The sequence below is a fragment of the Marinobacter sp. EVN1 genome, assembly GCF_000475375.1.
GTDB lineage: Bacteria > Pseudomonadota > Gammaproteobacteria > Pseudomonadales > Oleiphilaceae > Marinobacter > Marinobacter nauticus.
Map to the genome: position 1 here is coordinate 43,161 of NZ_AXCB01000005.1, position 15,430 is coordinate 58,590.

The following is a 15,430-nucleotide window of genomic DNA, read 5'->3' on the forward strand; positions in this document are numbered from 1 at the left end:
CAGGACCGACTCCGTTGGACGCCACTCACGATACTCTGATCAACGTCACCCTGCTGAACATCCTTCTGGTGTGTGCCGTTGTAGTGATACATAACGAAGTCCTGATCCGTTTGAGTAGCCTCTTGGGACGAATGCGGCAAAGCCACCACTTCCGCTTGATCGTCGCAGTGCTCGGCTGCCTTACCGCCCATGCTCTTCAGGTCTGGATATTTGCCACGGCCTTTTATTTCATGCACCATGCCGAGGGCTGGGGCCAGCTAACAGGCAACTTCAGCGGCACCATGCTGGACTGTGCCTATTTTTCTTTCACCACCTTCACCACCCTGGGCTATGGCGATATCGAGGCGATTGGCCAACTCCGGTACCTTACTGGCATTGAAGCGCTTACTGGTTTTCTGTTGATTACCTGGAGCGCGTCCTTCCTGTTCCTGGAAATGCAGCGCTACTGGCCAACCCGGTAGCAAATGACCCGGCGTCAAATCCACCGGCAACGCGCAAGTGTGTAGTACAGAAGCGGAACCACCAGAACCGTCAGCAAAGTGGACATGGCCAGGCCAAAGACCAGCGATATCGCCAGGCCGTTAAAAATCGGATCGTTCAGAATAAAGTAAGCACCCACCATCGCCGAGATCGCCGTCAACGCGATGGGTTTGATGCGCACCGCGCCCGCCAGGACCACCGCTTCGTCCAGCTCTACGCCTTCGTCGATCAGCTGCCGGATAAACACCACCAGCAGGATCGAGTTGCGCACGATGATCCCGGCCAGGGCAATCATGCCAATCATGCTGGTGGCGGTGAACTCGCGCCCCAGCAGCGCATGGCCGGGCATGATGCCGATCAGGGTCAGCGGTATGGGCGCCATGATCACCAGCGGCAGAATATAGGAACGGAACTGCGCCACCAGCAGAACGAAGATCATAAACACACCCACGCTGTAAGCCGCGCCCATGTCCCGGAAGGTTTCGTAGGTGATCTGCCATTCGCCGTCCCATTTCAGGGTGCCCTTCTCCGGCAATGGGGGCTGGTCGATGAAATACTGCTCCGGGGCCCCCGCTTGCTGGTTCAGACGCTCGACCATGGCAAACATGCCATACAGCGGCGAATCTATCTCCCCCGCCATGTCCGCCGTCACATAGGTCACCGGCAGCAGATCCTTGTGGTAGATCGCGCCCATCCAGTCGGCTTCGCGAACGTCGGCAATGCTTGCCAGGGGGACCAGTGCGCCGCTGCGGCTCCGCACCTTCAGCGATAACAGCACCGATGGCTGGGCCTTGTCGCCTTCACCCAGAATCACCCGTATCGGAACAGGGTATTTGGCATGATCATCATGCAGGAAGCTGACCCCGGTTCCCCCCAGGGCGGTCTGCAGGGCACCGACCACCTGGGCCTGGGAAACACCAAGGCGTGCCGCACGGTCCCGATCCACCACCACTTCCCACTGCCGTGTGGGTGCCTCCAGGGTGGTGTCGATATCCACCAAGCCATCGACGCTGGTCATGCCTTCGGCCACTTGCCGGGCCAGCTCTGCCCGGCGGGTTTCATCCACCGCATAGATCTCGGCCACCACGGGTGAGAGTACCGGCGGCCCGGGTGGCACTTCGACAATCTTCACACTGGCTCCGTACCGGTCACCGATTTCGGTCAGTGGGTCCCGGAGGGATTGTGCAATCGTATGGGACGACCGGTCCCGACTCTCTTCATCCATGAGATTGATCTGTATATCCCCGTGGTAGGGATCGCCACGCAGGTAATACTGCCGCACCAGGCCATTGAAATTGATGGGTGAGGCGGTGCCGGCGTAGGTTTGCCAGTTGGCCACTTCGTCCACCGTTTCCAGGTAGCTGCCCATATCCAGCAACACCCGCTGGGTCTGCTCCATGGGCGTGCGCTCGGGCATGTCGACCACAACCTGAAGTTCCGACTTGTTGTCGAACGGCAGCATCTTCAGGATCACCGCCTGGAACACCGGCAATGACGAAGCCACGAGGGTAAGACCCACCACCCCCAGTGCCAGCAAACGGCGCCGCCAGGGATGATCCCCCAGGAATGGCCCGAGCACGGTCCGGAAAATTCGCAGGGATAACGGGCTGACGCCATCCGCAGAGCTGGACGCCTCCTCGGCTTCGGCAGCCTGCTGCCCCTTCTTGTGTTTGAGAAGCCTGAAAGCCAGCTAGGGGGCCACCACGAAGGCGACAACCTGGGACAGCACCATACCCGCGGAGGCATTGATCGGAATCGGGCTCATGTAGGGGCCCATCAGGCCACTGACAAACGCCATCGGAATCAGCGCCGCCATGATGGTGAGACTGGCCATGATGGTAGGCGTGCCCACTTCATCCACGGCCACCGGGATGATGTCCTTGACCGCACGACGGGAGTTCTGGATCCGGCGATTGATGTTCTCGGTGATGACGATGCCGTCGTCCACCAGGATGCCGATGGAGAATATCAGCGCGAACAGGGACACCCGGTTCAGGGTAAATCCCCATGCCCAGGAGAACACCAGGGTCAGCAGCAGGGTAATCAGAACCGCGATGCCGACAATCAGGGCCTGGCGCCAGCCCATGGCCGCCAGCACCAGCAGCACAACGCACAAAGTGGCGGAGATCAGATCGGTAATCAGTTTGCGGGCTTTCTGGGAGGCGGTTACGCCATAGTCCCGGGTGACCAGCACTTCCACCGATTCCGGCAGGGCCCGGTTGCGCAGCTGGTCCAGACGCTCTTCAATGGCCGTGGTGATATTGATGGCGTTCTCGCCCGGCTTCTTGGCGATGGCCAGGGTAACTGCCGGATAAACCTCGCCGGGCTGGCCAGCCACGCCGGCTTCCCGGGGCGGCCCGAATCCGGTCATTACACTCTGGTCCGCCACGGTGCCTCCCCGGCGGACCTGCGCCACGTCCTCCAGGTACACCGCGGAGCCATTGTGCATGCCCACGACAAGGCGCCGGACATCCTCCACGGTTTCCAGCAGCGTTCCGGCCTGGACCGGTATCGACAGGTTGTCCCGGGCAATCCGTGCCTCCTGGCTGCTGGTGTTGGCCGCCATCAGGGCGTTCCGGATGTCATCGATGGTGAGGTTGAACCCCGCCAGCAACGCCGGATCGAACCGGATATCGACCCGATCCGGGATCCCGCCGGTGGTATAGACATCCCGGGTGCCGGGGACCCGTTTCAGGGCGACTTCCAGCATGTGCGCCAGGCGAGTCAGTTCCTCCCCCGTATGCCCGTTGACCGGATCATAGAGAGTGAGTGTCATCACCGGGACATCATCAATGCCCTTGGGCTTGACCACCGGCTGGGCAGCGCCCAGGTTGGGCGGCAACCAGTCCTGGTTGGAATACACCTGATTGTAGAGCCTGACCAGGGCTTCCTGCCGCGGGATGCCCACCTCGAACTGCACCGTGATCACCGCCTGGCCCTGGCGGGACACGGAATAGACATGCTCGACGCCCTTGATCTCGCCCATCACCTGTTCGGCCGGCGTGGCGATCGCGCTTTCCACCTCCCGGGTGCTGGCGCCCGGAAACGCCACCATGATATCGGCCATAGTGACGTCAATCTGGGGTTCTTCCTCTTTGGGTGTGACCACCACGGCCAGGATGCCCAGAATGATTGCCAGGATAGCCAGCAGTGGTGTCAGGTGGTTATTCTGAAAAACCCGGGCAATGGCACCGGATGGACCAACGGGCGGCAGATCACTGCTCACGGATTCGACTCCTCGCCCGAGTCTTCAACCGGATTCAGACGATCGCTGCCCACCAGTTCGGCAGGGTTCGACACCACACGCTCGCCTTCGCTGAGGCCGGCCAGGATCTCGAGCCTGCCGTTATCCCGCATCCCCGTGCGTACCTGGCGCAGGCGGGGCTGATCCTGATTGTCCAGTACAAAGACGGCCCTGAGTTCGCTGCGCTGAATCAGGCTGCTGGCCGGCACCCACAGTGCCTTCCGGCTGGCAACCGGCACACTGACTTTCACCAGCATGCCCGGAAACAGGGAACCATTGGGCTCACTCAGGCGCATCCGCAGCCGGAAGGTATGGGTTTGCGGGTTGGCATAGGGATAGAACGTCATCTCGCCGGTCTCCAGCACCCGGCCATCGGGCAGGGTCACGGTGGCCTGGCGCTGACTGCGTGCAACATCGGCGTATTTCTGGGGAAGGTCCACCACCACCCGCAGTTGTTCAAGGGACAGACCGCTGAGCAAAGGCTGGCCGGGGCTCACAGACTCACCAAGCTCGACATGCCGTTCGGTGAGAATGCCGCCATAGGGGGCGATAATACGAGTGTAGTCCAGCTGCTTGCGTGCTTCGGCCACGGTCGCTTCCGCCCTTTCCACCCTGGCCTGGGCAGCGCTCAGATTATTGCGAGCCTGGTCGAATTCCTGCCGCGACACCAGGCCCCGTTCATGAATGGCTTCGATTCTTTGATACTGCTGACGGGCATCCTCCAATCCGGAACGGGCTTCCTGCAGTCCGGCTTCGGCCTGGTTGAGCCGGGCCTGCTGTTCGCTGTCTTCCAGGCGCACGATCAGATCACCGGCGGCAACGGAATCATCCACATCAAAGGGCAGCTCCACCACCGTACCGCTGGTCTGGGCGGATACGGTACTCTGCTGAACCGCTTCAATAACACCATCAAGAAGGGCGGTTTCCTGCAGGGTGGCCCGCGTTACCGCCTGCGTTTCCACGGTCTCAGCCGATAAAGCGGAACTGATCAGTATCAGAAGCAGCCCCCGGATCGCCTGAACACACTTACCCATCTTCATTATTCCTTTAAAGAATTACTTGATAACCAAGTGTAGCATTACCCCTGACACCCTTCAGTCTAGTTGCTGTCCTTGCGAACCGGGTTTGATCAACGACAAAAAAACCCCGGATGGAGTGACCTCCACCCGGGGTATAAATGTCACCCGCCGGCTATGAGAAGCGGGCAACCGCCATAATCCTTTTACCACCGGGCCGTAAGCGCTGCGCGCAAGGTGCGCCCCGGCTCATTGACCCGGAACACCCCGCTGTCGGCCAGGTTGTCCTTACTGACATGGTTCGCCCAGGTATTGTCGAACAGGTTATCCACTGCCCAGGTCAGGCTCAGATTGGCCATGAGCGGATGGGTTCCGGACAGGTTGAATACGCCGTATCCCGGTGAAGTGCTGGGGTCCAGTCCGGATTCCAGGTCTACCCGATCCTGGCGACGGGCCAGTTGCCATTCGGCTTCCAGGGTGTGGCCCTGGTAGTGCCAGCCCAGCGTCTGGATAAACTGGATGGGCGGAATCCGCGGCAGCGCCTTGTCGGCATCGCGGTTTTCGCCGCGCACCGAGGCCAGCTTGCTGGTGCTGCTCCAGGTACCGTTGGTCCATCCCAGCATGCCCTCTACGCCGAGCAGGCGGGCGCTGATATTTTCGTAGCGGGTATCCGTGGTGTTGTTGGGATTGCGGATGTCAAAGCGGTAAACATAGTCATCCACCTGGTCCACCCAGATAGCCGGGCGCCAGCTCCACTCTCCCTGGTTGCCGGGCAGGCTGACTTCCAGCTTGTGGTGTTTTTCGGTATCCAGACCCGGATTCCCGATCCAACTGCTTTTCATGGTCTTTCGAGCAACATAGCGCTCATTCACGCTGGGGGAGCGCACGCTGTGGCTGGCCGTAACCTCAAGGGCCTGGACCGGAGAAACACGCCATTCTCCGGTCAGGAAACCGCTTACGTTGTCATCGTTGGCTTCGGTATCGCTTGCACCATAGGCCGAGGCGTAAAGCCCGGAAGGGGAGAACGTCATCATACCGCCGGCCATCGGAGTAAACGTCTGATCGGCGCGGGTGGCATCCATTTCCACACGGTCATAACGGATGCCGGCACCGAGGCGGGCGTTGGCGCGGATCTGGTGGAAGGCTTCCACAAACACACCTACCCGGTCTCGCTCAACGCCCGGCCACATCAAAGAGGCCTCGTGGTCGAGATTCATGCCGTTGTACATGGTGGCGTCCCACTCATTGCTTTCCACATCCACACCAAAGGCAATATCTTTGGTGTAGTTGATGGTCTGATCCAGCACCAGTCGGGCGCCCCGGGTACGGGTTTCCGAGTTGGTCTGCATTTTCATGGGCATACCCATATTTACCGGCGGCTCACGCAGGCTGAAATTATCCATCACGTGATCCACATCTGCCTGCCAGGCCATCAGGTTCCAGCCGCCGCTGGCGACCGGCGCTCCCAGCTCCAGCCGGTACAGGTCGGTATCCGTTTTCGGTGCATCCATACCCCGGCCGGGAAACTTTACATCCCGCTCTTCCTGGCGGCTGACCAGGCCCTTGATGTAGAAGCCATTATCAGCGGTCCAGGCAGCATCCACCCGGCCTTCAGAGTTTTTGTAGGCGCTACGGACTTCGTTACCGTCGCCGTCTTCATAGTCGTCGGCTTCGTCGTAGCCGCCAGCGAGGCGGATAAACGTTTCCTTGTCACCGACCGCCACGCTGCCATTCACCAGCTTGCCTTCGCCATTGTCGGCACCGCCGACGGTCAGGTGGCCGGTTGTGCGGTTGTCATCAGCAAATTCCGGGGCGGCGGTGGTGGCGACCACCTGGCCGCCGGCAATCGGGCCCCAGCGCAGGGTGCGGTTGCTGGTGCGCACTTCCAGCACCGGCGCCAGCGCTGTGCTCAAACGGCTGGTGGGCGGATCCATCCGGCTCGGGCAGGCACCTTCCACCCGCATGCCGTCAAGCAGCACCTCAACCCGTTCTTCGTTCTGGCCACGGATCACCGGGTCCAGACCACGGCCACCCATGCGCGACAGCGAAACCCCGGCATCCGAGGACAACCGCTGTACTGGCTCGGTCTGAACGGCCGCCGCCGACAGTCGGGCGGCTTCGGCCGACTGACCTTCGGTCACCCGGATCAACATCAGGGCATCGGTTTCAGACTGGGCATGGGCAAGAGGGGCGACAGCACAGCCGGCCATCACAAGGCTGATACAGCGAGCCAGGTGGGTCTTTCTCATCATGGTGTGGCGGGTCCTTGGAGCGTTTGGATCAGGTGTTTCGTGAATTAGCCGGAATTGTATGCCGCTTCTTTTTCACTGGCTTGAGACACAATGTCGCACCCCCTTGGGGGTATCTCCGTCGGGCAGGCCGCCGGGCTTTGCAGCGGATTCACTTGCCAACTACCGCACCGCTGTGGTGCAATCACTGCCCTTTTTTTGGGCACCGCATTTCCCTGCGACCTTCAATACGCGTATTCCGAGGGCATGACACCATGACTGCAAAACTCGACGAAAAGCTGGAACCGATCTTTCGGGACGTACTTCATCGCAACCCGGGTGAGAAAGAATTCCACCAGGCGGTTCACGAAGTACTGGAAACCCTGGGGCCCGTGCTGGTGAAGTACCCGGAGTTCGCGGACAAGAAGATCATCCAGCGCATCTGCGAACCCGAGCGCCAGATCATCTTCCGTGTGCCCTGGCAGGACGACAGCGGTGAGATCCACATCAACCGAGCCTTCCGTGTCGAGTTCAACAGTGCTCTTGGCCCCTATAAAGGTGGCATGCGTTTCCACCCATCTGTTTACCTCGGCATCATCAAGTTTCTGGGCTTCGAACAGATCTTCAAGAATGCCCTGACCGGACTGCCCATCGGCGGTGGTAAAGGCGGCAGCGACTTCGACCCGAAAGGCAAGTCGGACGACGAAATCATGCGTTTCTGCCAGAGCCTGATGACCGAACTGTACCGCCATCTGGGCGAGTACACCGACGTTCCCGCCGGTGACATCGGCGTCGGTGGCCGCGAGATCGGCTACCTGTTCGGCCAATACAAGCGCATCACCAACCGCTACGAATCCGGCGTATTCACCGGCAAAGGCCTGGACTGGGGCGGCAGTCGCGCCCGTACCGAGGCCACCGGTTACGGCACCGTGTTCTTCACCCACGAAATGCTCAAGGCTCGTGGTGACTCCCTGGAAGGCAAGACCGTGGTGGTGTCAGGCTCCGGCAACGTAGCCATCTATGCCATCGAAAAATGCCACGAACTGGGCGCCAAGGTAATTGCCTGCTCCGACTCCCAGGGCATGATCGTGCATGAGAAGGGCATTGACCTGCAGACGGTCAAGCGCATCAAGGAAGTGGAGCGCCGCCGCATCAGCGCCTACACTGAATACCACAAAGACGCCAGGTACGTGGAAGACGGCAACATCTGGAGCGTTCCGTGTGATGTGGCCCTGCCTTGCGCCACCCAGAACGAACTCAACGGCAGCGATGCCAAGACCCTGGTGGAAAACGGCTGTATCGCAGTTGCCGAAGGCGCCAACATGCCGACCACGCCGGAAGGCATCATCATCTTCCAGGACGCCAAGATTGCTTACGGCCCGGGCAAGGCCGCTAACGCCGGTGGTGTTGCAACTTCCGCCCTGGAAATGCAGCAGAACGCCAGCCGCGATTCCTGGACTTTCGATTACACCCAGAAGCGCCTTGAGGAAATCATGATCGATATCCACAAGAACTGTTACGAGACCGCCGCAGAGTTTGGCGCTCAGGGTAACTATGTGCTGGGCGCGAACATCACCGGGTTCCTTCGCGTAGCCAAGGCTATGACCGCCATGGGCGTGATCTGATCACGCCATGACGCACCAGCAGCCTCAGCAGACCACAGACCGGGTGTCCACCGGACTGCCCGGTCTGGATGAGGTGCTGGATGGCCTGCGAATCGGCGACAATGTTGTCTGGCGGGTCTCCGATCTGGACGATTACCGCCGATTCGTTCTTCCCTTTCTGGATGCTGCCGCCGACGCCGGCCGGCAGATCATCTATCTCCGCTTCGGCGAGCATCCGCCGATCATTGACCAGCACCCTGCGGTGCGCACCATCACTATTGATGCCCTCGGCGGTTTCGAGAGTTTTACCAGCCGGGTCTGGCACCTGATCGAACAACATGGCCGCGGCGCCTTCTACGTTTGCGACAGCCTGAGTGAGCTACTCAATGCCTGGGCCACCGACGCCATGGTGGGCAATTTTTTCCGGGTAGTGTGTCCCTTCCTGTTCGAACTGGATACCGTCGCCTGGTTCACCCTGCACCCGGACCGACACTCCCGGATGACCCTGGACCGGATTCGCCAGACCACCCAGGTGCTGATTGATGTACACCGCCACGGCGACGATGTGCAGATTCATCCCATCAAGGCCTGGCGCCGGCAATCACCGACCATGTTCCTGCCCCATCGGGAACAGGCTGGCCAGTTCTGGCCGATTACCGACAGCAGCGATGCCACCCGCTTGCAGGCCTCGCTGGAATCCGGGCACCTGCATCGCCAGCCACTGCTGGATTACTGGGACAGACTGTTCCAGGAAGTCAGCCGGGCCGTTTTTGAACAGGACCAGACCTGCATGCCTGATCTGCAGGAGCAGGTTCTGCAGGTGATGATCAGCCGCGACCCCAAGATTCTGGAACTGGCCCGGCGCTACCTGACTCTGGAGGATCTGCTCACCATTCGCAGCCGTCTGGTTGGCAGCGGTTATATTGGCGGCAAGGCCACAGGCATGCTGATTGCCCGGAACATTCTGCTGAAAGATGCGCCTGAACTCTGGCAGCCGAATCTGGAACCCCACGATTCCAGCTACCTGGGCACCGACGCCTACTACGCATTTCTGGTCCACAACGGCCTGTGGCCGGCAATCATGCGACAACGCTCACCAGAAGGTTATCTCAGTGAAGCACCCTCTCTTCGCAAGGCCATCCTGACCGGGCAATTCCCGGCGGAAGTCCGTTCGGAGCTGGAACGCCTGCTTGACCATTACGGCCAGTATCCCATCCTGGTGCGCTCATCCAGCCTGCAGGAGGATGGTTTCGGCAACGCCTTTGCCGGCAAATACGACAGTGTCTTCCTGATCAACCAGGGGGCACCGGAACAGCGACTGGCGGAGCTGGAAAATGCCATCCGCCAGGTCTACGCCTCGTCCATGAGTGACGACGCTCTGGTGTACCGTAAACAAAGAGGCCTGGATCAGCGCGAGGAACCCATGGCCCTGCTGATCCAGCGGGTAAATGGCCGTTTCCATGGCCGCTATTACCTGCCCGATGCCGCGGGCGTTGGCGTGTCCAGAAACACCTTTGCCTGGGACAGCACCATGAACCCGAAAGCGGGCATGGTCCGCCTGGTTATGGGGCTGGGCACCCGGGCCGTAGACCGGATTGAAGGCGACCACGCCTGCGTGATGGCGCTGGATCATCCCGGCCGGCAACCTTTCCGCAACCCGGACGAACACTATCGATTCTCCCAACATCTGGTGGACCTGCTCGACCTGCAGGAGGGCCATCTGGAAACCCGACCCCTGAGCCAGTTACTGGACACCGTTCAAGATCTGCCCATGGCCCAGATGGGCGAAATCGACCGGGCCGCCAGTACCCGGGCGGAACAGATTGGGCTGCCAGGGCCGGTCTGGCGACTGACCTTCCGGCCGCTGGTTCAGTTCAGCTCATTCATTCAGCGGCTGTCATCTCTGTTATCTACCCTGGAGGCCGGCTATCAGCATCCCGTGGATGTCGAGTTCACCCTGCATATTGATGAACAGGGCGAACCCTCCTTCAATCTGGTTCAGTGCCGGCCACTGGCCACGATTGGTGAAACCGGTCCGGTCACACTGCCGGAACATCTGCCCGCGGAGCGAGAGATTTTCCGCACCCAGGGCCACTTCATGGGCGGCAACATCAATCTGGCGATTACGCGGATTATCCGTATAGATGCGGCGATCTACGCCAACCTGAATATCAATCAGCGTTACGATGTGGCCCGACGTGTCGGCGAGGTGGTTCGGGAATCCAGCGCCAGCACCCTGCTGATCGGTCCCGGACGTTGGGGCACCAGCAGCCCGGAGCTGGGCGTTCCGGTCAGGTTTGCCGATATTGCCGGCGTCAGTGCCTTGGTGGAGGTATCGGAGAATGCCGGCGACATGGTGCCGGATCTGTCCTACGGTTCCCATTTCTTCCAGGATCTGGTGGAAACCGGTATTGCCTATGTGGCGCTGTTTCCTGAATCAGACCAGTGCCGCTACCGACCTGACCTTCTGCCCGGCGAAATCTCCCAGCCTGACAACGCCAGTGACATTGAGCGCGCCGTCCGGGTATATGTCACCGACCAGACACCCCTGCAACTGACCGGTGATGTGGTTCGGCAGGAACTGGTGTGCTACCGGCCGGTTGACCCGAAGCAATAGCCAGAGGTTTTTCGCCCCGGCACCGACAACACGCTGCTAGAATGCCCTCATGGAATGGCTGACACACTCACAGACCGGTTTTCGGCAGGCCGCCCGCTACCTTCTGGGCATGCGCCTGGCCATTATTGTCACCTTGCTGGTGGCGGTCGCGGTTGCCGAAACCACCATCACCCTTGCTCATCGGGCCGAGGCGCTGCTGCTGTGCCTGCTATACGGTGTACTGGCCACGCTCGGATGGTTATGGTTCAGCCGACGCCCGCCCGCCTCGGCGGTTTTTGTCAGCCTTACCCTGGCAGCCGATCTGGTACTGATCGGGTTCTGGCTTTACCTTACCGGAGGCTACACCAACCCTCTGGTCTCGCTCCTGCTGCTGCCGATTGCGGTCGCCATTATCCTGGTGCCTGGGCGCCACAGTATCGTCCTGACAGTATCCGGCGTTCTGGTGTATACCGCCCTGGTGCTCTGGCATACGCCCGCCATTGAACATCAGCATCACGGCGGCGACCTGGCCCAGCTACATCTGGTGGGTATGTGGGTGACCTTTGCCCTGACTGCCACCATCCTGCTCCTGGTAGTGGGCACTCTGGCCCGCCAGCTCAGAGCACAGCAATCCCAGCTTGGACAGTTCCGGGAAAACCGGCTTCGCGACGAACAGATTATTTCTCTGGGCCTGTCCGCCGCGGCCGTCGCCCATCGTCTCGGAACGCCCCTGAACACCATGACGTTACTGCTGGATGAAATTCGCTCTGCCACTTCTAATCAGGGCGACAAGCATCTGGAGGATGATCTGAGCATGATGCAACAGCAGCTGGCACTGTGCAGTGGCCATCTCCAGCAGCTGACCCAGGCGGCCGTCGAAGCCCGCAACGCAAAACTGGAAAACCTGCCGGTGTCCGCCTGGCTCAAACGGCTTCGGGAGTCTGCAACCTTGCTCTGGCCCGCCGGGCCGATACGCTGGGCAGACGATTGTCCCGAGGCCATGGTTGCGGTAGATGCCACCCTCGATCAGGCGGTACTGAACCTGCTCGCCAACGCCCTCACCGCCAGCCCGCAATGGGTCGCCGTCAGTTGCCAGAGGGCCGACAATGCACGGGTCGAGATCATCGTCGAAGACCACGGCGATGGTCTGGAAAGTGCCTTTGCCGGTGCGCCGGGCGAAGACGTGGTGGATTCCCGCAACGGCCTGGGTGTGGGGCTGTTTCTGTCCAACGCCACCATACAGCGACTGGGCGGCCACCTTCGTGCCCGGGTGAGCGATCAGGGCACCACCATGGTGATCGACCTTCCGATGTCTGACGCACCTTCTACGGGAGTTATCTGAACATGACAGACGGCGAATGCTGGTTGCTGATTGATGACGATGAGAGCTTTCTGCAGGTACTAAGTCGCTCTCTTGCACGACAGGGCGTGGAGAGCGCGACGGCCAGTAACCGGGCGGATGCGCTCCGGGCCCTTGGCGAGAAGCACTTTAACCGCTGCGTGCTGGACCTGAATCTGGCGGGTGAGAGCGGCCTGCAATTACTGCCAGAACTGCTGCAGGTTGATGACAATCTGGAGGTCCTGGTGCTGACCGGTTACGGCAGTATCGCGACAGCGGTAGAAGCCATGCGCCGTGGCGCCATGAACTACCTGTGCAAACCGGTCACCGTAAGCCAGCTGATTCACGGTTTTGAGCCCATTGAAGGCGCCCCCGAACTGCGCCAGGAACCGCCGTCGGTGGAGGAAATGGAGTGGGAGCATATCCAGCGGGTGTTGAATGAGCATGAAGGCAACATATCAGCAACCGCCCGGGCCCTGAACATGCACCGGCGTACACTTCAGCGCAAACTGCAAAAACATTCCCGCTGGCGGCAATAGTGCCTCGATTGTCATCGAACCGTAAAAAGTCGTTACGAATTGACGATGATCAATTCTCTGAAACCAAGGTCGAATGCCTTCCAGCCCCGGATGAGGTAGCATCCCTCGCACCTCTCATTGCAATATACGGATAACAAGTACACGGAAAATGCGGAGGTTGCGGGTAGCCATCATTGCCATTCCCGCGAACAGTTCTCACATGGAGAGGAGGAAGCCGAAAGCCACCGTTAACCGGAACACCTGATCTATGCCCAACACCCCGGACTCTCCCCAGCCTGCTTCGGATATCGATCCGAAACGACTGGCCCTGGTCGCCACCGCCAGCCGTAACATGGCACTGATACTGGATGCCGGCGGCTGCATCGAATGGGTCAACCAGGCGTTCGAGGAGCATACTGGCTACTCGCTGAGTGCAGTACGTGGAAAGCTTCCCAGCCAGGTTCTGGCCGGGCCGGACACGGATCCTGATACCGTCAGCCGAATATACCGCCACCTGTTCCGGGGCGAGGCGTTTGAAGAAGACATCCTGCACTATACCGCCAGCGGCGAACCCTACTGGGTACACACCTACTGCACACCGGTGGATGGCGCGGACGGCGTTGAACCCGGCTTCGTGGTGATCCAGACCAACATTTCTGACCGGAAAAACAGTGAACGCGGCCTGCGCATCGCTGCCAGCGTCTTTGATCGCAGTCACGAGGCGATTGTCATCACCGATCACCTCAACCACATTATCGATGTAAACCCTGCGTTTTCCCGGATTACCGGCTACAGCCGTCAGGAAGTACTCGGCCTCAACCCTTCCATTCTGAGCTCTGGCCGCCATTCCCGGGAATACTACCGTTCCATGTGGCAGTCCATCGAAAAGACCGACCACTGGCGCGGAGAGGTGTGGAATCGCCGCAAAAACGGTGAGGAATATGTGGAACTGCTATCCATCAGCCGGGTGCACCTGGAAGAACCCGGCAAACATTATTATGTGGCGGCGTTCTCCGATATCACAGCCTTGAAGAATCACGCCAAAGAGCTCGACCGGGCCGCGAATTACGACGACCTCACCGGTCTGCCCAACCGACAGCTGCTGGAAGAGCGGTTGCGATCCGCCAAGGCGCACTCGGACCGGCAGAAACGCTCACTCGCCATCTGCTATCTTGACCTGGACGGATTCAAGGGCATCAACGATGAACTCGGCCACGATTTCGGCGACGAGGCCCTCCGCATGGTGGCGGAACGGCTCACCAGAAGTCTCCGCAGCGGAGATACCGTCGCCCGGATCGGCGGCGATGAATTTGTTCTGCTGATTCAGAGCGAACATTCCGAGCCCCTGTATCAGCGTATCCTGACCTCGGTCAGTGAGCCTTTCGACATGGAGGGTAAAGAGGTAAATCTGACAGCCAGCCTCGGCGTCACCCTGTACCCGGAAGATGATACCGACGCCGAAGGCCTGATCCGCCATGCCGACCAGGCCATGTACGCTGCCAAAGAGAAAGGCCGCAACCAGTTTCATATTTTCGATCCCGGCCAATATGCCTTCCGCAAGGAACGTCGGAACCTGCTGATGGAGATTTCCCGCGCCCTGGAGAACGAGGAATTCGAACTCTACTTCCAGCCACAACTGCGCATGGCCGACTGCCAGGTGATTGCCTTCGAGGCCCTGATCCGCTGGAACCACCCCGAAAAAGGGCTGATTACCCCCGGTGCCTTTCTGCCGGCGGTGGCCAACAGTCACCTGGAGATCCCCCTGGGCCAATGGGTGCTGAAAGAGGCGATTCACCAGATGAACCGATGGCGGGAAGCCGGCGAAGCCCTGGCTGTCAGCATAAACATCAGCGCGCCCCACCTGATGGACCGGAAGTTTGCGGACTACCTGGAAGGCTATCTGCAAAGCCATCCAGAAGTGAGCCCCGGGCAAATCACCCTGGAAGTGCTGGAATCCACGGCGCTGGAAGACACCAAACGCGCCAGCAATGTGCTGGCGCGCTGCCAGTCTCTGGGGCTGCAGGTGGCGCTGGACGACTTTGGCACCGGCTTTTCCTCGTTGACCTACCTGCGCACCCTGCCCGTGGACGTCATCAAGATTGACAAGAGTTTCGTCCGCAACATGCTTACCGACGCCAATGACCGTGCCATCGTCGAAAGCGTCATTTTCCTCGCACAGCGTTTTGACCACCCCGTACTGGCCGAAGGGGTGGAAACGCTGGAGCACGCCACCGCACTGCGGGACATGGGCTGCAACCTGGTTCAGGGCTATGGTATCGCCCGGCCTATGCCGTCAGAGGAAGTACTGGACTGGCTGGACAACTGGCGTCAGAGAAGCCACTCCAACAGGGACATTCGTGAACTACAGACCGTTTCCGAGCAGGGTGACGGTATCTGAAAAAGGC

8 protein-coding genes and 1 pseudogene are annotated in these 15,430 nt (G+C 60.2%); 6 read left to right on the forward strand and 3 right to left on the reverse strand.

What is annotated here, in order from left to right:
* The first annotated feature begins 14 nt into the window (after positions 1 to 14).
* The gene (locus tag Q674_RS22350) at positions 15 to 461 is read left to right on the forward strand and encodes a potassium channel family protein (protein ID WP_022993376.1); all 447 of its coding nucleotides are present in this window, start codon (positions 15 to 17) and stop codon (positions 459 to 461) included.
* Between the two features lie 14 nt (positions 462 to 475).
* Here the strand turns inward: Q674_RS22350 and Q674_RS41555 are convergent.
* From Q674_RS41555 to Q674_RS22365, 3 genes and pseudogenes are all read right to left on the reverse strand, one after another.
* Positions 476 to 3,706: pseudogene (locus Q674_RS41555) on the reverse strand (efflux RND transporter permease subunit).
* Entirely contained in the window at positions 3,703 to 4,758 is a 1,056-nt protein-coding gene (locus Q674_RS22360; RefSeq protein ID WP_023007778.1) for an efflux RND transporter periplasmic adaptor subunit, read from the reverse strand. Before Q674_RS22360 ends, Q674_RS41555 begins: the two are co-directional and overlap by 4 nt.
* A gap of 188 nt (positions 4,759 to 4,946) precedes the next feature.
* Positions 4,947 to 6,992, reverse strand: a complete 2,046-nt coding sequence (locus tag Q674_RS22365; RefSeq protein ID WP_023007779.1) for a TonB-dependent receptor domain-containing protein — start codon at positions 6,990 to 6,992, stop codon at positions 4,947 to 4,949.
* Positions 6,993 to 7,243: 251 nt separating this feature from the next.
* Between Q674_RS22365 and gdhA the strand changes: the two genes are divergently transcribed.
* From gdhA to Q674_RS22390, 5 genes are all read left to right on the forward strand, one after another.
* Positions 7,244 to 8,593 carry an NADP-specific glutamate dehydrogenase gene (gdhA, locus tag Q674_RS22370; RefSeq protein WP_011783856.1) on the forward strand — a complete coding sequence of 450 codons (1,350 nt, stop codon included), beginning with the start codon at positions 7,244 to 7,246 and terminating at the stop codon, positions 8,591 to 8,593.
* Positions 8,594 to 8,600: 7 nt separating this feature from the next.
* Positions 8,601 to 11,189, forward strand: a complete 2,589-nt coding sequence (locus Q674_RS22375; protein ID WP_023007780.1) for a PEP/pyruvate-binding domain-containing protein — start codon at positions 8,601 to 8,603, stop codon at positions 11,187 to 11,189.
* 49 nt (positions 11,190 to 11,238) lie between these two features.
* Positions 11,239 to 12,510 (forward strand): sensor histidine kinase, encoded by a 1,272-nt coding sequence (locus Q674_RS22380; RefSeq protein ID WP_022993386.1) that lies wholly within the window; start codon positions 11,239 to 11,241, stop codon positions 12,508 to 12,510.
* Positions 12,511 to 12,512: 2 nt separating this feature from the next.
* The gene (locus tag Q674_RS22385) at positions 12,513 to 13,046 is read left to right on the forward strand and encodes a response regulator transcription factor (protein WP_022993387.1); all 534 of its coding nucleotides are present in this window, start codon (positions 12,513 to 12,515) and stop codon (positions 13,044 to 13,046) included.
* Between the two features lie 247 nt (positions 13,047 to 13,293).
* Positions 13,294 to 15,423, forward strand: coding sequence for a putative bifunctional diguanylate cyclase/phosphodiesterase (locus Q674_RS22390; protein ID WP_023007781.1), 2,130 nt, complete (start codon positions 13,294 to 13,296; stop codon positions 15,421 to 15,423).
* Positions 15,424 to 15,430 lie beyond the last annotated feature (7 nt).